At 64.2% G+C, this 16647-nt stretch carries 18 protein-coding genes; 13 read left to right on the forward strand and 5 right to left on the reverse strand.

The window, feature by feature from the left end:
• Window position 1 precedes the first annotated feature (1 nt).
• From K678_RS14480 to K678_RS14500, 4 genes are all read left to right on the forward strand, one after another.
• Window positions 2-604 (forward strand): LON peptidase substrate-binding domain-containing protein, encoded by a 603-nt coding sequence (locus tag K678_RS14480; protein ID WP_021133219.1) that lies wholly within the window; start codon window positions 2-4, stop codon window positions 602-604.
• 15 nt (window positions 605-619) lie between these two features.
• Window positions 620-820 carry a Trm112 family protein gene (locus K678_RS14485; protein WP_021133220.1) on the forward strand — a complete coding sequence of 67 codons (201 nt, stop codon included), beginning with the start codon at window positions 620-622 and terminating at the stop codon, window positions 818-820.
• A gap of 288 nt (window positions 821-1108) precedes the next feature.
• Window positions 1109-1447 (forward strand): P-II family nitrogen regulator, encoded by a 339-nt coding sequence (locus K678_RS14490; protein WP_021133221.1) that lies wholly within the window; start codon window positions 1109-1111, stop codon window positions 1445-1447.
• Window positions 1448-1782: 335 nt separating this feature from the next.
• Window positions 1783-3132 carry an ammonium transporter gene (locus K678_RS14500; RefSeq protein ID WP_021133222.1) on the forward strand — a complete coding sequence of 450 codons (1350 nt, stop codon included), beginning with the start codon at window positions 1783-1785 and terminating at the stop codon, window positions 3130-3132.
• A gap of 195 nt (window positions 3133-3327) precedes the next feature.
• Here the strand turns inward: K678_RS14500 and K678_RS14505 are convergent, their stop codons facing one another.
• Entirely contained in the window at window positions 3328-3822 is a 495-nt protein-coding gene (locus K678_RS14505) for a Dps family protein (protein ID WP_021133223.1), read from the reverse strand.
• 169 nt (window positions 3823-3991) lie between these two features.
• On the opposite strand from K678_RS14505, the gene K678_RS14510 reads away from it, so the two are divergent.
• From K678_RS14510 to K678_RS14520, 3 genes are read left to right on the forward strand one after another with little or no spacing between them, the layout of a single operon-like run.
• Window positions 3992-4222, forward strand: a complete 231-nt coding sequence (locus tag K678_RS14510; protein WP_021133224.1) for a hypothetical protein — start codon at window positions 3992-3994, stop codon at window positions 4220-4222.
• Entirely contained in the window at window positions 4219-5064 is an 846-nt protein-coding gene (locus K678_RS14515; RefSeq protein WP_155804565.1) for an EAL domain-containing protein, read from the forward strand. Before K678_RS14510 ends, K678_RS14515 begins: the two co-directional genes overlap by 4 nt.
• 32 nt (window positions 5065-5096) lie before the next feature.
• On the forward strand, window positions 5097-5300 hold the full coding sequence (locus K678_RS14520; protein WP_021133226.1) for a ribbon-helix-helix protein, CopG family: 204 nt from the start codon (window positions 5097-5099) through the stop codon (window positions 5298-5300).
• A gap of 33 nt (window positions 5301-5333) precedes the next feature.
• On the opposite strand, the gene K678_RS14525 is transcribed toward K678_RS14520, so the two are convergent.
• The gene (locus K678_RS14525) at window positions 5334-5561 is read right to left on the reverse strand and encodes a hypothetical protein (RefSeq protein WP_021133227.1); all 228 of its coding nucleotides are present in this window, start codon (window positions 5559-5561) and stop codon (window positions 5334-5336) included.
• Between the two features lie 213 nt (window positions 5562-5774).
• Between K678_RS14525 and irrA the strand changes: the two genes are divergently transcribed.
• The 6 genes from irrA to K678_RS14555 all read left to right on the forward strand — a co-directional run bounded on the left by irrA (window position 5775) and on the right by K678_RS14555 (window position 14293).
• Entirely contained in the window at window positions 5775-6194 is a 420-nt protein-coding gene (gene irrA, locus K678_RS14530) for an iron response transcriptional regulator IrrA (RefSeq protein WP_021133228.1), read from the forward strand.
• Between the two features lie 140 nt (window positions 6195-6334).
• Window positions 6335-7888, forward strand: a complete 1554-nt coding sequence (locus tag K678_RS14535; protein WP_021133229.1) for an ArnT family glycosyltransferase — start codon at window positions 6335-6337, stop codon at window positions 7886-7888.
• Window positions 7885-9087: a glycosyltransferase family 9 protein gene (locus K678_RS14540; RefSeq protein ID WP_021133230.1), complete on the forward strand. Its 1203-nt coding sequence runs from the start codon at window positions 7885-7887 to the stop codon at window positions 9085-9087. Before K678_RS14535 ends, K678_RS14540 begins: the two co-directional genes overlap by 4 nt.
• Window positions 9084-9803: a glycerophosphodiester phosphodiesterase gene (gene ugpQ, locus K678_RS14545; protein ID WP_021133231.1), complete on the forward strand. Its 720-nt coding sequence runs from the start codon at window positions 9084-9086 to the stop codon at window positions 9801-9803. Before K678_RS14540 ends, ugpQ begins: the two co-directional genes overlap by 4 nt.
• Before the next feature lie 78 nt (window positions 9804-9881).
• A complete protein-coding gene (locus tag K678_RS14550) occupies window positions 9882-11306 on the forward strand; it encodes an NAD(P)H-dependent flavin oxidoreductase (protein ID WP_051185950.1) in 1425 nt (474 codons plus the stop codon).
• A 113-nt stretch (window positions 11307-11419) separates the two neighbouring features.
• Window positions 11420-14293, forward strand: a complete 2874-nt coding sequence (locus K678_RS14555) for a DUF748 domain-containing protein (protein ID WP_155804566.1) — start codon at window positions 11420-11422, stop codon at window positions 14291-14293.
• A gap of 78 nt (window positions 14294-14371) precedes the next feature.
• Here the strand turns inward: K678_RS14555 and K678_RS14560 are convergent, their stop codons facing one another.
• Genes K678_RS14560 through coaBC form a run of 3 tightly spaced genes read right to left on the reverse strand, consistent with a single transcriptional unit; the run spans window position 14372 to window position 16565 of the window.
• Window positions 14372-14827 carry an RrF2 family transcriptional regulator gene (locus tag K678_RS14560; RefSeq protein ID WP_021133234.1) on the reverse strand — a complete coding sequence of 152 codons (456 nt, stop codon included), beginning with the start codon at window positions 14825-14827 and terminating at the stop codon, window positions 14372-14374.
• A 4-nt stretch (window positions 14828-14831) separates the two neighbouring features.
• Complete coding sequence (gene dut, locus K678_RS14565; RefSeq protein WP_021133235.1) at window positions 14832-15326, reverse strand: dUTP diphosphatase; 495 nt, start codon at window positions 15324-15326, stop codon at window positions 14832-14834.
• Between the two features lie 27 nt (window positions 15327-15353).
• Entirely contained in the window at window positions 15354-16565 is a 1212-nt protein-coding gene (gene coaBC / locus K678_RS14570) for a bifunctional phosphopantothenoylcysteine decarboxylase/phosphopantothenate--cysteine ligase CoaBC (protein ID WP_021133236.1), read from the reverse strand.
• Window positions 16566-16647 lie beyond the last annotated feature (82 nt).

The following is a 16647-nucleotide window of genomic DNA, read 5'->3' on the forward strand; positions in this document are numbered from 1 at the left end:
GGTGTTCGCGGTGCCGGGAACGATTTTGCTGCCCGGCGGCGCACTGCCGCTGATCGTGTTCGAGCCGCGCTATCTGGCCTTGATCGACGATTGCCTGGGCGAGGGACGGATGCTGGCCCTGGTCCAGCCCCGCACCGAACCCGGCGGCCCGGTCAGCGGGCTGCATGGGGTCGGCTGCGTCGGGCGGGTCACCACCTTTGTCGAAACCGGCGATGGCCGTTATCTGGTTACAGTGACTGGAATGGCCCGCTTTCGGCTGTGCGGGGAAAGCGAAGGCCACGCGGGCTATCGCCGGGTAATCGCCGATTATTCCCCCTTTGCCACCGATCTGACCGCCCGTGACGAAACCCCGATCGATCGCCAGCCGCTGCTGGCGGTGCTGCGGCGCTACATGACCGGGCATGGGATGGGGGCCGATCTGGCCGAACTGGAAAAAGCCGACGATACCGAATTGACGGTTCGTCTGGCGATGGCCTGCCCGTTTACCCCGGACGAGAAGCAGGCGTTGTTGGAAGCAGCCGACAATGCCGAACGCTGTCGCCTGATGACCGCGCTGATCCAAAAGGAATTGCTGACCGAGTGTGTCAGCACCTCGATTCACTGACAGGAGTTGCACAAGATGCCTGACCGTACGTCTTCTTTCGATCCCAAGCTGCTGGAAATCCTGGTTGCCCCCGGAACCCACGCGCCGTTGCGCTACGATGCTGGCCGTCAGGAACTGATCGACGACAAGGCCGGTCTGGCCTATCCGATCCGCGATGGCATTCCGATCATGCTGGCCGATGAGGCCCGCGTGCTGGAAACCGGCAGCAACGGCTGAACCCATTGCGGGTCATAGCGCATAAAACGGGCAAAGCGGCGGACGACAGCCCACAAATCGGGCAGTCAGCTCCGCCGTCTTTGCTCCGTTGCAAAAAAAGACCGCGGAAATCCCCGCCGCGGTCGGTGGCGGGCCATTCGGCACGCTGCTTGAAAGGCGGGAGGGTGCGGAACATCGCAAACGTGCTTTGCGACCGATCAACCGTGATCCGCCCTCCCACCGTCGCCTAACGCGACGGGTTCCGCACCGGGGACGGCGGGTCCACAGGATTTGCATGGGGACCACACGATGAAGCTGATCATGGCCATCATCAAGCCCTTCAAACTGGACGAGGTCCGCGAAGCGCTCACGCCGCTGGGAGTCCAGGGGCTGACCGTGAGCGAGGTCAAGGGTTTTGGACGCCAGAAGGGGCAGACCGAGATCTATCGCGGCGCTGAATACGTCGTCAATTTCCTGCCCAAGGTTAAGATCGAGGTTGCCGTCAACGACGAGTTGGCCGACCGCGTGGTCGAAGCGATCCAGGCTGCGGCCCGGACCGGCAAGATCGGCGACGGCAAGATTTTCGTCACCGAAATCCAGCAGGCATTCCGCATCCGCACCGGCGAAACCAACGCCGAAGCGATCTAGCCGTCACCATGATGGTGGGCACCGGATCAGATTGCGCGCTCGTTTCCGAACCGCTTCATCGGTTCGGCCGGGGCTGCCGTCGGTCCGAGGCCACGGGTCCGCTCTGTCCTCCTGCTTATTTTTACGCCACGGGACAGAGGGGTTGCCTAATTGAACGCCAGGGACCGGACCACGTCCGGTCTGGCGTCGGGGGCAACGGACCCGAAGGATCGGGATTTTCTGCTGCCGCGCCTGTTGGCACGGTTCTTGTTACTGACCAAGCGCGCCGACCGGAGCACGGGATACTCCCACCCCATGTCGGCACGTCCTCTCGCAGAGCCGCTTCGGGGGTAAACATGATTCACCGTTTCAAATCTTTCCTGTTGGGCGCGGGCCCGGCGCTGGGCGCGGCCCTGCTTGCCACCGCCGCCCAGGCGGAAGAAGCTGCCGCTCCGGTGGCTGCCGCCGCCGCTGCCGCGCCGACGCTCGATAGCGGCGCCACCGCTTGGATGCTCGTCTCCAGCGCCCTGGTGCTGCTGATGACCATTCCCGGCGTCGCCCTGTTCTACGGCGGCATGGTCCGCAAGAAGAACGTCCTTGCCATCACCGCGCAGAGCTTCGCCATCACCGCCCTGGTGACGGTGATCTGGGCCGTGATCGGCTACAGCCTCGCCTTCACCGGCGAGAACCCCTACATCGGCGGGTTCAGCCGGGTTCTGCTCGACGGCCTGGAAAAAGGCTCGCTCAGCGGTCCGATTCCTGAATCGGTGTTCTGGGCCTTCCAGTGCACCTTCGCCATCATCACCCCGGCCCTCATCACCGGCGCTTTTGCCGACCGCATGAAGTTCTCGGCGATGCTGGTGTTCATCGGCCTGTGGTCGATCGTCGTCTACGCGCCGATCGCGCACTGGGTGTGGGCGCTTGACTCCAACGCCGCCGCCGTCGGCTTCCTCGGCAAGATGGGCGTGCTCGATTTCGCGGGCGGTACCGTCGTTCACATCAACGCCGGTGTTGCCGGTCTGGTTGCCGCTCTGGTGCTTGGCCCGCGCAAGGGCTACGGCGTCGACAACATGGCTCCGCACAACCTGACCCTGTCGATCATCGGCGCGTCCCTGCTGTGGGTGGGCTGGTTCGGCTTCAATGCCGGGTCCGCCGTCGCCGCCGACGGTCGTGCCGGCATGGCCTTCCTGGTGACCCACATCGCCACCGCCGCCGCCGCCCTGTCCTGGGTGTTCGCGGAATGGATCCTGCGCAAGAAGCCGTCGGTTCTCGGCCTGATCTCCGGTGCCGTCGCCGGTCTGGTCGCGATCACCCCCGCCTCGGGCTTCGTCGGTCCGAAGGGCGCCCTGGTGATCGGCTTTGCCGCCGGTATCGGCTGCTACTGGGCCTCGACCACCCTGAAGCATGCCCTGAAGTATGACGACTCGCTCGACGCCTTCGGCGTTCACGGCGTCGGCGGCATCATCGGTGCCATCCTGACCGGCGTGTTCGCGGTCGAAGCGATCGGCGGCACCGCCGGTGCGCTGGAAGGCAATTCCGGTCAGGTCCTGACCCAGTTGTGGGGCGTGCTGATCACCGCGGGCTATACCGCAGTTGCCTCCTACATCCTGCTGAAGCTGGTTGACTGGACCATCGGTCTGCGTGTCACCGCCGAAGAGGAACGCGAAGGTCTCGACATCGCTCTGCATGGCGAAACCGTCCACTGATCCTCTTCCGCCTTCGGGCGGCACGGACAGCAGCGAGGGGCACCGGGAAAACCTGGTGCCCCTTTCTTTTTCAGCGCCTCGTGAGACCCGAACGATCCCGGCTGGGGCTGGTCGCCCTCCCCTATCCTGATCGCCTGAATATGAAAAAGGCCTGGCCGCCCCTGCGGGCGGCCAGGCCAAGTCGAGCCGAAGGCTCTAGTCGAGCAGGCTGCGCAGCATCCACGCCGTCTTCTCATGGACCTGCATCCGCTGGGTCAGCAGATCGGCGGTCGGCTCGTCATGGGCTTCGTCAACCACCGGGAAGATCGAGCGGGCGGTGCGGACCACCGCTTCCTGATCCTTGACCAACTGGCGGATCATCTCCTCGGCCGACGGAACCGTAGTTTCCTCGGTGATCGAGGTCAGCTCGGCGAACTGGCGATAGCTGCCGGGGGCCGGGAAGCCCAGGGCGCGGATCCGCTCGGCGATCAGATCGACCGCAAGAGCCAGTTCGGTGTACTGCGCCTCGAACATCAGGTGCAGCGTGCTGAACATCGGCCCGGTGACATTCCAGTGAAAGTTGTGGGTCTTCAGATACAGAGTGTAGGTGTCGGCCAGCATCCGCGACAAGCCGGCACCAATCTGCTCGCGCGCCTTCTCGTCGATGCCGATATCGATGTGGTGGGCCCCACGATTCTTGTCCTTGCTCATGGTGAACTCCTCGGTTTCGATGGCCGGAACTATGCTACAAGATTTTTATCGTGGCAATAGGCCACATTACGCAGTTTGTTGGTATAATTCTAATCAAATGCCCCACCCCACTCTTGACGCCATGATGATAATGGTTATTAATTGCATAGCGACAAGCCAGGGGGCTGCAATGATCGATTATAGCGCATTCTCGGGAGCCGTGGCCTTGGTCAGGGCGGCGGGTCTGATCCCTACCCACACGCGCATCTGGGTCGCCCGTCATATGCTGGAGGAAGACAAGGCCTCGAGCCTTGATGAATTGACCGAGATGGCCACCGAGGACGGGCTGGGGCTTTCCCGCGAAACATTGGCCCATACCCTGGCCTTGCTGACCCGGGGCGGCCCGGAGCTGCGATCGTGACTCGAACCAGATTGCGCCCCAGCCCAATCGATGCGGGCGAGGGATTGCCGGCCTCGGTCATCGCCGACATCATGTCTCAGCGGTCGGTCGGGGTTGAATACCAGCCGCTGGTCGAGGTCGGCACCGGCCGCATTGCCGCCTATGAAGCGCTCAGTCGATTCCGCACCCGTCAGGGCGAGCCGGTCGCCCCCGACCGGGTGTTCAAGGCGCTCCACGCCTCGCCCCCGGCTTTGTACGAAATCGAATTCCGTGCCAAGCGCGACCAGATCGCCCATGCGCCGCAGGGGGTTCCGCTGTTCGTCAACCTTGATCCCGATGCCTTTGCCGCTGGCGGAGGCAATGGGGGCAACAATCCGTTGTTGGGGTTGTTATCGCTTCGCAACGATATCGGGGTCGAGATCATCGAAAATTGCTCGGTCACGGATTCCCGGCTCAGCCTGACGATGCTGGCTCGGCTGCGGCGGCTGGGGGTTCGAGTCGCGCTGGACGATATCGGCGGCGGCGACAGTCTGGTCTCGTTCGCCGTTCTGGCCGAAATCGACGATATGAAGATTGCCCGCGACTGGCTCGACCGGCGCGACGATCCGGTTGCGCTGCGCCTGCTGTCGGCCCTGGCCGGATTTGCCCGCGATACCGGAAAGCGGCTGATCTTCGAGGGGATCGAGACCGAAGCCGATCTGGCCTGGGCAACCCGTCAGGGAGCCGATCTGGTCCAGGGATTTCTCTATCGCCCGCAATTCGTGACTTGGCAACCCGACCTGCCGCTGTCCCCGCTGGGCAATCCCAGCCCGATCTTTCGCCCGCGCCGGTCGGAACTGGCATGGGCACACGAAAGGCGCTAGAGTGCGGCCGTCTTTGTCAATGAGGACGGACGATGAATACCCTTGCGGTCACACTCCCCCCTGACCTGAAGGCTCGTCTGGAGGCGCTGGCGGCGGAAACCGGGCAGACCCTTGAAGAGTGCCTGTTGGTGGCGGTTCGCGAATATGTCGAGAATTGGGAAACCCACCTGACCGACGTTCACCAGATCGACGAGCACGAAGCCCGCGCCGTTTTGAACGCGGCCTCGGAAGACTGAGGTCTTGACCCGGGCACTGCCCGGCCAGGGCCGTTACGATTCGGCGTCGGGCGGAACTTCGTTCAGCGCGCCACAGCCCTCACAGCGATAGAGCAACGTCGCCTGCATCGTCCGGATCGGGACCTGCGACATCATTTCGCGTCCACAACGACCACAGACGACGTCGTCTCCGCCCAGCCCCACCATCGATATCCCGGTGCTGAGGATTTCGCGCCCGTTGACGTCGGCCTCTTCGACCACGCTCAACACCAACATCGCCATAGGTCTGTTCCTTTCCTGTGATAACCGTTTTCCCGCCCCTTTATTGTCGCTAAAAGCGATCCAGAGGTCCAGGACGGGAACCGCCCCCTTTGCCCCAGCCGAAGGTCTAGGCCATCTTTATAGCAATGATTTCTGTATCAGCGCTGGCTTATTCGAACGGTTCCAGGTAAGATAATCTCAGATCAGTTTCGATCGGGCATAAGGTGCCAGCCGATGACGATGATGACCGTTCGACCCTATAGCCAAGCCCTCGACCGCCTCCGCGCGGTGGGTTTGCGTCCGACCCGCCAGCGTCTCGCCCTGGCCCGCCTGCTGTTTGACAATGGCGATCGCCACATCTCGGCGGAACAGCTTCATTCCGAGGCTTTGTCGAACAATATCCGCGTCTCGCTGGCGACGGTGTACAACACCCTGCACCAATTCACCGAAGTTGCGCTTTTGCGCGAAATAGTTGTGGAATCCGGTCGATCCTATTTCGACACTAACACCACCGATCACCATCATTTCTTTTACGAGAAAACCGGCCGGTTGTGCGACATTCCGGCTGAAATGATCGCGGTTTCGAAAGTTCCCTGCGCTCCAGTAGGGCACACCATCCGTCGCGTCGATGTGATCGTTCGCGTCGACGGCTGATCCTTCCGACTGACGACAAACCGCCCGGAAACCTCCTCTCCGGGCGGTTTTTTACGTCGTCACCCTGGCGTTACCGCCGCGATTCGTGCTATTGCCGCGCCTCACCTCGCCCGGCATGACACCGCCCCGGAGGCCAGGACTTGGACATTGCGACGAAGACCGCTTCCGACCGGAAAGCGGCACCCTGGCGACATATCGCCGCCCTGGCTGCCCTGGTGGTGGGCATGGGACTGGTTCACGCGCTGACAGCCGGGATCGGCCTGCTGTCCGGCGACGAAGCCTATTACTGGCTGTGGTCGCGCCAGCTTCAGCTTTCCTATTTCGATCATCCCGGCATGGCCGCCTGGTGGCTGGCGGGCACCACCGCTTTGTTCGGCACCTCCGAACTGGCGGTTCGGCTGCCCTCGGTCCTGTCCTCGGCCATCGTTACCCTGCTGATCTATGACACCACCCGCCGCGCCTTCGACAGTTCGACCGCCGGTCTGACTGCCGCGCTGTGGCTGAACCTGACCCTGCTGTTCGGCGCCGCCTCGGTGATCGCCACCCCCGACGCGCCATTGCTGGTGTTCTGGTCGCTGGCGCTGTGGGCCGCGGTCCGGCTGATGCGCGAAGATCGGGCGGTCTGGCTCTATGTCCTGGCGATCGCGCTGGGATTGGGCTTTACCGGCAAGTACACGATGGTGCTGATCCTGCCCGGCGTGCTGTCGCTGTTCGTGCTGTTCCGCCAGGGCTGGCGCTGGTGGCGACGGATCGGCCACCTGATTCTGGCCGCTTTGGTGGCGCTGGCCTGTACCGCGCCGGTGCTGATCTGGAACTGGCAGCACGAATGGATTTCGTTTCGCAAGCAATTGTCCCATTCCTTCGACAGTGACGTACCCGATCCGCTGCTCAGTCTTGCCACCTTTGCCGGGACTCAGATCGGGCTGATCACCCCGTTGCTGTTCGGTTTCTGTGTGTGGGGCATGGGCTGGGCGCTGTGGACGGGCTGGCGTCGTCGCCGCCCTGAATGGTTCCTGCTGGGAGCCAGTTCGGCCCCGGTTCTCGCCTTTTTCGTCCATCATTCCTGGGGCGGATTGGTTCAGCCGCATTGGGCCGGCCCGGCCTGGATCGGCGGCATCGCCGCCGCCGCCGGGGGCTGGGTCGCGATCAATGGCGCGCTGCGACTGGGTCCGCGCTGGTGCCTGTTGCGACGTCTTTACCTTGCCGCTCCGATACTGGGCGGTGTGCTGCTGGCGGTGGTCTATCTCCAGATGGCGACGGCGATCTTGCCGATTCCGCCCAAGCTCGACCCGTTGGGGCGGCTGGGCGGCTGGGACCAGCTGGCCCAGGCGGTGGAAAAGCAGCGAACCACGCATCCCGATACCTTTATCATCGTCGCGAAACATGAGTTGAGTGGGCTGCTGACCTATTATCTCCCGGATCATCCGGTGGTATTTCTTACCGGATCGGACGGGGTGCCGCGCATTCCGTCCTATACCCGTGACGACGTGGCCACCCTGCCCGGCCGCAACGCCGTGTTTGTATCGCGGACCGGACGGCATGCGATCGAGGACGTTTCCCGTTATTTCGAGCGGGTCACCCTGTTGGACGTGATCGACCGGAATTGGGGCGGACGGACGATCGACCATTATGAAATCTGGTTGGGGGAATCCTATCAGCCGGGTCTGTTCAAGGATCGGAGGGACGAGCGATGAAGGTCGACAGCATGCGCCGGGTCGATTTCTGGGTGGGGGTTCCGCTCTGCGCTCTGCTGACCGCCGTCTGGTGGCTGTGGCGACGGATTCGCCCGGCCGCGCGCGCTACCGGCCGCGACATTCTGTTCATCGAATTGTCCGAGATGGGCAGCACCATCCTGGCCGATCCGGCGATGCGCCGGGTCCAGGCCCGGTTTCCCGACTCGCGCCTTTTTTTCCTGATCTTCGCCGCCAATCGTCCCAGCCTCGAGATCACCGGAACCATTCCGCCCGAACAAGTTCTGACCATCCGCGCCGACACTTTCCTGTCATTGACCCTTGATACGCTGCGGGCGATCTGGACGATGCGCCGCCTCGACCTGCTGGCCGCGATCGATCTGGAACTGTTTTCCCGCTATAGCGCGCTGCTGACCTTCCTGTCGGGGGCGCAAAAGCGGGTCGGCTTTCACCGTTTCCATAACGAGGGGCTGTATCGCGGTGAATTGCTGACCCATCGCGTCGCCTATAACCCCCATATGCACATCGCCAAGAACTTCCTGTCGCTGGTCGAAGCGCTATCGGAACCCGAAGACACCGTTCCCTTCAGCAAAAGCGTGTTCAGCGACGAGGATATCCGTCTGGTGCCCCATGTCGCCGAGCCGGCGGTGCTGGCCGCGTTCCGCTCCCGCTTGATTGAGGCCTATCCGGTCCTGGCGCGTCACCCGCGCTGGATCATCCTCAACCCCAACAGCAGCGAATTGATGCCGCTGCGGCGGTGGCCGGTGGCGCGCTATCTCGAACTGGCCCGCCGCCTGCTGGAGCAGGAGGGTGTCGCCCTGCTGCTGACCGGCACCGCGTCCGAGCGCCCCGAGGCCGAAGCGATCGCCGACCAATTGGGCTCCGAACGGGTGGTGGTGCTGTGCGGCTTTACCCGCCTGACCGAACTGCCGTTGCTCTACACCCTGTCCGAAGCGATGGTCACCAACGACAGCGGCCCGGCCCATTTCGCCGCGCCGTCCGGTCTGCGCACAATCGTCCTGTTCGGCCCGGAGACCCCGGCGCTGTACGGCGCGCTTAACCCCAACGCCCGCTTCGTCTTTGCCGGTCTGGCCTGTTCGCCCTGCGTCTCGGCGGCCAATCACCGCAAGTCGGCCTGTACCGATCCCCGCTGCATGACCGCGATCACCGTCGAGGCGGTGTTAGCAAAGCTTGCCTCATGATCGCCTTCCCTCCCCAAATCGGGCATCGCGGCGCCGCCGGTCTGGCCCCCGAGAACACCCTGGCGGCGTTGCGTGCGGCAGCGCGGGCCGGAGCGGCGATGGTGGAAATCGATGTCCGGCTGTCCGCCGACGGGCGGCCGGTGCTGTTCCATGACGACGATCTTGACCGCACCAGCAATGGAACCGGCCCGGTCGCGGCGCTGACCCGTGCCGCGCTGTCGATGCTGGATGCCGGATCGTGGTTCGCTCCGGCGTTTGCCGGCGAGCCGATTCCGACCCTGGAGCAGGCGCTCAGCCTGTGCCTCGAACTTGGGCTGGCGGTTAATATCGAGTTGAAGCCCGATGAAGGGCGCGAAGCGGAAACCGCCCAGGTTGCCCTGACGGTCGCGGCGGCGCTGTGGCCCGCCACCTGCCCGCCCCCGTTGGTGACCAGCTTTTCCACCGAAGCCTTGCAGACCGCTCGCGCCGTTGTCCCCGGTTGGTCACGCGGGCTGTTGGTCGGTGCGGTTCCCTCAGACTGGCAAGCCCGGACCGAAGAGCTGGATTGCACCGTATTGGTTGCTGATCAGGCTGAATTAGACCGTTTGGTTGTGGGTGCAATCACTGCCGCCGGGATGACTTTGCTGGTATATACCCTGAACGACCGGGAACGGATGCGGATGCTGTGGCGCGAAGGGATCGCTGCGATCTGTACCGACTATCCTTCTTCGTCATGAATTCGTAATGTCACTGGTGATCCCCCCCGCCATGGCACTATATATGTCGTCCCCTCTCGTCCGGCCGCGACGGCGGCCATGGCCTGCCAAGGAGTGATCGTCGCCTTGAAACCCCTCGATCCTATTATTATTTCCGGTCGCGAGGTCCTTCCCGTCGTGGAGGGCGGCAAGGGGGTCAATATCTCCACCGGCGAAAGCTCAGGAGCCTGGGCGGCTGCTGGTGGCGTCGGCACCTTTTCCGGCGTCAATGCCGATCATTATGATGAAGACGGTAATTCCGTCGTCATGCGCTATCAGGGCAAGACCCGGGCCGAGCGGCATCAGGAGCTGATCGCCTTTGGCATCAAGGGCGGCATTTCCCAGGCGCGGATCGCCCACGACGTCGCCGGTGGCAAGGGCCGCCTGCACATGAACGTGCTGTGGGAGATGGGCGGCGCCGAGCCGATCCTCGAAGGTGTGCTGGAAGGGGCCAAGGGCCTGATCCACGGCGTTACCTGTGGCGCTGGCATGCCCTATCGCGTCGCCGAGATCGCCGCGCGCAACAACGTCTATTACTACCCGATCATTTCCTCGGCCCGCGCCTTCCGCGCCCTGTGGAAGCGCTCGTACCACAAATTCCCCGCTCTGCTGGGTGGTGTCGTCTACGAAGATCCCTGGCTGGCGGGTGGCCATAACGGCTTGTCCAACAGCGAGGACCCGCAGACTCCCGAAGCGCCCTATGGCCGCGTCCGCGAAGTGCGTCAGGTGATGACCGAATGCGGTCTCGCCCACGTGCCGATCTTCATGGCCGGTGGCGTGTGGTGGCTGAAGGAGTGGGAAGACTTCATCGGCAATCCCGAGCTGGGCCCGGTTGCCTTCCAGTATGGCACCCGCCCGCTGCTGACCCAGGAAAGCCCGATCTCCGACGCCTGGAAGAAGCGGTTGCTGACCTTGAAGCCCGGCGACGTGCTGTTGCACCATTTCAGCCCGACCGGGTTCTATTCCTCGGCGGTCAAGAACGCCTTTATCGGCGAATTGTGCGAGCGGCTGGAGCATCAGATTCCCTATTCGCCCGAATGCGTCGGCGATCATGTCGCCGAGCTGCCGATCGGCGCCCGGGGCCGGATCGTCTGGGTCACTCCGCATGACAAGGAACGGGCCTTGGCGTGGATCGCCCAGGGCTTTTCCGACGCGCTGCGTACCCCGTCCTCGACCCTGGTGTTCGTCCGACCCGAACGGGCCGAGGCGATCCGCCGCGATCAGGTCGATTGCATGGGGTGCCTGTCGCAGTGCCAGTTCTCGAACTGGGCCCAGGGCGAGTCCGGCACCACCGGGAAAAAGGCCGACCCGCGCAGCTTCTGCATCCAGAAGACGCTTCAGAACATCGGTCATGGCGGCGACGTCGAAAATGAACTGATGTTCGCCGGGCACAATGCCTATCGCTTCGGCCAGGACCCTTATTACGCCAACGGATTTATCCCCACCGTCCGCCAGCTGGTCGATCGGATCATGACCGGGGAATAAACGCCGCTCTTGTTTGCCTGAACCAAGCCCGGACCGCGCTTCCCGCGTTCCGGGCTTGCCTTTTTTACCGCCTCACGATCATAATGTAACAACGCATTGCGAACGGAGGCGACGTGGCGGCAGGCTGGCGGAACATCCGGCTAGGGCGGCGGGGAAAATGGGGTCTGGCCATCGCCATCGTCGTGGCCGGGCTGGGGTCGGGTTGGCTTATTCTCCCCGATGCCGGGCTAAGGTGGGGCCTGATCCGCACATTGCGCGATTTCGGGATGGTCGATGTCAGTGTTGCCGACAGCGCCCTGTCGCTGTTCGACGGCCATCTGATGGTCAGCCAAGTCGTCGCCCGTGCCCCCCTGGGCAGTTCCGCGTTGGGAGTGGGCGATCTCGCGCTCCGCTTCCGCTGGGGGCCGTTGTTCAGCAAACGGGTCGCGATCGACCATCTGTCTTTGACCGGCGTCACCATCGATCTGCGCCGCGAGAAAGGCAGCGATGTCTTTGTCCTGAACGGCTTGCCGCTGGCTCTGTCGGGCGAGCCGCCCCCCGCCGGGGAAAGCCAACCCGACGCCCCCCCCGTCGTCGCGACCGGATCATCCTGGGGGATTGATCTCGCCGAACTGGAACTGACCGACAGTCGGCTGCAATTGGCCAGCGGCTCGTTACAAGCCAACATCGCCATCCGCCGTCTGGTCGTCAGCAATCTGCACAGCCAGAAACCTGACCTGCCGGTTTCCTTTACCCTAGAGGGTACGCTGAACGAGGCTCCGGTGAGCCTGAGCGGCACCGTCCTGCCCTTCACCCCCGAACCGACTTTTACCCTGTCCTTGACCTCGACGGGGCTGGACCTCGCTTTGTTTCAGGAGGCCCTGGGCGAAATCGGGATCGGCGGAGCCAAGGGCAGCGCCAATCTTGAGGTCGCGGTCGAGGGTAAGCTGACCGGCACCGGGCCGAATTTGAACGGATCGGGCAAGGCCGAGATCAATGCCCCGCGTCTGGCCACACCAATCGGCCTGAGCGGCGAGAGCCTCCGCCTCGATCTGAAACAGGCGACCTGGAACGGCGACAGGCTTGATCTGTCCGCCGATCTGACCGCTTCCGGCCTCAGCGTCACCGCCCAGCCGGTAACGGTGTCGGCCGCCACATTGCGCCTGGACGCCGCTTCGGCGCGCTGGGAAGGCCGTCAGGTCAATTGGCAGGGCAGTTTGAGCGCCGAGTCTCTGGCGGTGAAGGGCGCAGGACCCAACATCACCGCCGCCGCGTTGCGCCTGGAGGCCACGCCCGCCACCCTGAACGGGAGCCGCCTATCCTGGCAGGGGACGTTGGGTCTAACCTCGCTTGCTCTGACCGGCAGCCCTCCGGACATCGCCGCCGCCGCTTTACGCTGGAGCGGACAGGTCGATTCCAACGGCCTCACCACCGCCCGCGCCGAAGGGCGGTTGGAACTGGATGGCGGCAAACTGGCGGAGTCCGATTATCTGGTGACGCTGGCCAAGGCCAGGACCGAAGGCAAATTCGAAACCACCCCGGCCAATGCGTCCTGGCCGATCGCCGCCCAGGTCAAACTGAGCGGCGAGCAGATTGCCGCCTCGGCAACGCGGGGCGCGCGCGACTGGATGACGGCCGACCGGATCGATGCCACCGGCCTGACCGTCACCGGCGCCGGTGGCATCGGCGCAACCCGCTTGGCCGTCGATGGGCTATCCGGGCTGCGGCGCGGTGGCTCGGCCGGCTATCCCTGGCGGATCGAGGCCCGCACCCTGCGTCTCGACCATCCCAGCTTCGACGGGGCCAGAGCCATTACCGCCAATACCGCCGATATTGCCGGTCTGACCTTGCGCCTGACCCGGACCGAAACCGGCCTGCTCGGCTTCTCCTTCCCCGCCTCGGGCAAGGGATCGTCGTCTTCCGCCGCCCCCCTCACCTTTGCGTTCAACCGGGTGACCGTCGGTGACGGCAGCAAGCTGTGGTTCGAGGATCGCAGCCTGAACGAGCCGGTCCGTCTGCTGGCGCGTCCGCTCGATCTGACCGTCTCCCAACTCGACAGCGCTCATCCCGACCGCGACAGCCCGTTCGATCTTTCCGCCTCGATCGGCGAAGCCAGGATCGCCGCCTCTGGCGCGCTGCGCCTGTTCGCCGCCACGCCGGGGGGACGGGTCGATGCCCGGATCACCGCGCTGGAACTGCCGCCCCTCTCGCCCTATCTGGCGGAATCGCTTGGGGTTCATCTTCGCACCGGCCATTTCGACGGCACCGTGCGCGGCGGGGCCAGTAACGGCGATCTTGACGGCCAGATTGAACTGACCCTGTCCAACCTGTTCATTGCCGCCCCCGATCCCAACGCGCCGCTGGTGCGCCGGACCGGAATGCCGGTCGAGACGATGCTGGACCTGCTGCGCGGCGGCGACGACCGGATCCGCCTGTCGATCCCGGTGCGGGGACGGCTCGATTCGCCCGATTTCGATGTCAGCGACGCCGTCGCCCAGGCGGTGGCGGGCGCGGTGTCCTCGACGGTGATGTCGACGTTGAAACTGGCGTTTCCCGTCACCGCGCTGATCTCTCTCGTTACCGATATGGGAGAGAGCAGCCGGATCGCGCTGGCCCCGCTCGGCTTTGCCGCTGGCAGCGCCGCCCTGTCCGACGATCAACACCAGACGCTCGATCAGGTCGCCACCCTGATGCAGGGCCGCGACAGCCTGCGCCTGACCCTGTGCGGCAAGGCCGTCGCGTCGGAAGGACAGGCGCTGACCTTGCAGCGGCGGAACCAGGACCGGCCGCTGTTAAGCCGTCTTGAACGTCTGATCGGGGCGGAACCGTCGGCGGCGGGGCTGGAACCGGCCGACCGCGATTCCCTGATCGCCTTGGCCAACCGCCGCGCCGCGACCGCCAAGGCCTATCTGACCGAGGCGGGGATTGCGGCGGAACGGTTGTTCACCTGCCGGGGCGAGATCGAGGAGAACAGCGACAAGGGCCCCCGGGTCGAGTTGCTGCTGTAGACGCAATCCCGCCTGTCGCAACAAAAAAGCGGGCCACAGGCCCGCTTCTGCCGAAAAATCGTTTCGATTTGGTGGCGATCAGATCGTGAAGTCGAGCTTTTGCGTCGCCTCGCTGGGAACACCGTCGCGATAGGCCCGCATGCACAATTCGTCGATGCTGATCCCGTCCAGGCGCGACATGATCTCTTCGCCCAGATCGCCCCACATCGGGCGGATCACCTGACGCCCCAGCGCCGAAGCGGGGCTTTCCTCCGCCGCATCCTCGACGGTTTCCAGGGCGCGGACAACGCGGACGATCTCGCCCACCGAAATCCGCCGCCGCTCGCGCGCCAGCCGATAGCCGCCGCGCGGACCACGCACGCCGACCAGAATGCCCGCCCGCACCAATTGCTGGAGCGTCTGTTCGAGGTAGCGGCGCGGAATACCCTGGCGGCGGGTGATTTCCCGGCTTTGTACCGGCTCGCCGCCGGCATGGTAGGCGATATCGAGGACAGCCTCGATCGCGAACAGCATTTTCTTGGACGGCCTTAGCATCGCCCTACGTTCCCTTTCCCGTCCCGGTGGAGCCGAAACCGCCCTCGCCGCGCGCCGTTGTCGCCGAAAAGGACTCGACGATATCGAGAACGGGACGAACCACCGGAACGAACATCAATTGTGCGATCCGCTCGCCCGGCGTAACGACAATCGGTTCGGACCCGGCCGGATTGCGGTTCCAGGCGCTTATCATCACCTGGGCGGTGTAATCCGCATCGATCAATCCAACCGTGTTGCCCAGAACCAGCCCCTTTTTGTGGCCCAATCCCGACCGCGGCATCAACAAAGCCGCGATATGCTCGCACCCAATATACACTGCGATTCCGGAAGGGATCAACTGAGCTGGCGCTTGGGGGTGTAGAATAATTGGATTATCCACACAGGCGTGCAGATCGAGCGCCGCCGCCATTTCGGTCTGATAACGGGGCATCCCCCAATCGTGCAGGCGCAGGTCGAGAACCTTCACCTCGATCCGGGGAGCGAGGACGGACGCTGGCATCTTAAAAAACTCCTCGTCGGGTTTGTCTCAGCCGAGGCTCTCGTCCTCGAACCTTGTGGCGATCCGCTGAGCCAGGCGGCGGGCGATCTCGATCTTGCTGGCGCGGGGCCAGTCCTCGACACCATCCTCATCGATCAGATGAACCGTGTTGGACTCGCCGCCGAAGGATTCGCTTCCTTCGGACACATCGTTGGCGACAATCCAGTCACAGCCCTTGCGCAGCCGCTTATCCTGGGCGTTTTCGATCAAGGCCTGGGTTTCGGCGGCAAAGCCTATCACCAGACGCGGCCGCGCCGCCTCGGCCCGCGACAGCGTCGCCAGGATGTCGGGATTGGGCCCCAGTTCGATCACCGGCGGAGCCTCGCCGATCTTTTTCTTGCGCTTTTCCGTGCTGCGATTGACCACCGACCAATCGGCAACGGCGGCGGCGCAAACGGCGATATCAGCAGGCAGAGCCGACCGCGCCGCGTTCAACATCTGCATCGCGCTTTCGACCCGGATCACCGTGCAGCCGGGCGGGTCGGCCAGGGCGACCGGGCCGCTGACCAAGGTGACCTTGGCCCCCAGTTCGGCCAGGGCGGCGGCGATCGCATGGCCCTGACGCCCGGACGAGCGGTTGGCAATATAGCGAACCGGGTCGATCGGTTCGATCGTCGGTCCCGAGGTGACGATGGCATGGCGTCCGGCCAGCGGCCCACCACCCAGGATCGTTTCGATCCGCGCCAGAATTTCCCCCGGTTCTGCCATTCGGCCGCTGCCGGTTTCGCCACAGGCCAGATCGCCCGCGTTGGGACCGATGCGGTGAATACCCCGCGCCTCAAGCGTCGCGACATTGGCCTGGGTGGCGGGATGCTCCCACATCTTGCTGTTCATCGAGGGGGCTACCAGCACCGGAACCGAGGTCGCCAGCAGCAAGGTGGTGGCCAGATCGTCGGCCAGACCGCCCGCCATCCGGGCCAGCAGATGCGCGGTCGCCGGGGCCACCACCACCAGATCGGACTCCCGGGTCAGGCGGATATGATCCATCTCGCTTTCGTCGGCGGCCGAAAACATCTCGGTGCGAACCGGCTCGCCCGACAGCGCCGCGACCGAGAGCGGGGTGACGAAGTTTTCCGCTCCCTTCGTCAGCACGCAGCGGACCAGCGCGCCGCGCTCTTTCAAGCGGCGGATCAGGTCGAGAGATTTATAGGCAGCAATGCCGCCCGAGACGATCAGCAGAACCCGCCGGCCATCAAGCACTGTGATACCTCGATAAAACACACGAATTTCGGTGGAGTCAGCCTAACGATCGGCCAGAACCGTTGCAAGGTCGGACTTCGTT

The organism is Magnetospirillum fulvum MGU-K5 (assembly GCF_000442515.1).
In the GTDB taxonomy this organism is placed as follows: domain Bacteria; phylum Pseudomonadota; class Alphaproteobacteria; order Rhodospirillales; family Magnetospirillaceae; genus Phaeospirillum; species Phaeospirillum fulvum_B.

Excerpts from the sequence above, each read along its gene's own strand:
- K678_RS14510 (WP_021133224.1), top strand. The coding sequence starts at position 3,992 with ATGATCGATTATAGCGCATTCTCGGGAGCCGTGGCCTTGGTCAGGGCG.
- dut (WP_021133235.1), bottom strand. The coding sequence starts at position 15,326 with ATGCCAGCGTCCGTCCTCGCTCCCCGGATCGAGGTGAAGGTTCTCGAC.
- ugpQ (WP_021133231.1), top strand. The coding sequence starts at position 9,084 with ATGATCGCCTTCCCTCCCCAAATCGGGCATCGCGGCGCCGCCGGTCTG.
- K678_RS14520 (WP_021133226.1), top strand. The coding sequence starts at position 5,097 with ATGAATACCCTTGCGGTCACACTCCCCCCTGACCTGAAGGCTCGTCTG.
- K678_RS14500 (WP_021133222.1), top strand. The coding sequence starts at position 1,783 with ATGATTCACCGTTTCAAATCTTTCCTGTTGGGCGCGGGCCCGGCGCTG.
- K678_RS14505 (WP_021133223.1), bottom strand. The coding sequence starts at position 3,822 with ATGAGCAAGGACAAGAATCGTGGGGCCCACCACATCGATATCGGCATC.
- K678_RS14490 (WP_021133221.1), top strand. The coding sequence starts at position 1,109 with ATGAAGCTGATCATGGCCATCATCAAGCCCTTCAAACTGGACGAGGTC.
- irrA (WP_021133228.1), top strand. The coding sequence starts at position 5,775 with ATGACGATGATGACCGTTCGACCCTATAGCCAAGCCCTCGACCGCCTC.
- K678_RS14560 (WP_021133234.1), bottom strand. The coding sequence starts at position 14,827 with ATGCTAAGGCCGTCCAAGAAAATGCTGTTCGCGATCGAGGCTGTCCTC.
- K678_RS14525 (WP_021133227.1), bottom strand. The coding sequence starts at position 5,561 with ATGGCGATGTTGGTGTTGAGCGTGGTCGAAGAGGCCGACGTCAACGGG.
- K678_RS14540 (WP_021133230.1), top strand. The coding sequence starts at position 7,885 with ATGAAGGTCGACAGCATGCGCCGGGTCGATTTCTGGGTGGGGGTTCCG.
- K678_RS14485 (WP_021133220.1), top strand. The coding sequence starts at position 620 with ATGCCTGACCGTACGTCTTCTTTCGATCCCAAGCTGCTGGAAATCCTG.
- K678_RS14550 (WP_051185950.1), top strand. The coding sequence starts at position 9,882 with ATGGCCTGCCAAGGAGTGATCGTCGCCTTGAAACCCCTCGATCCTATT.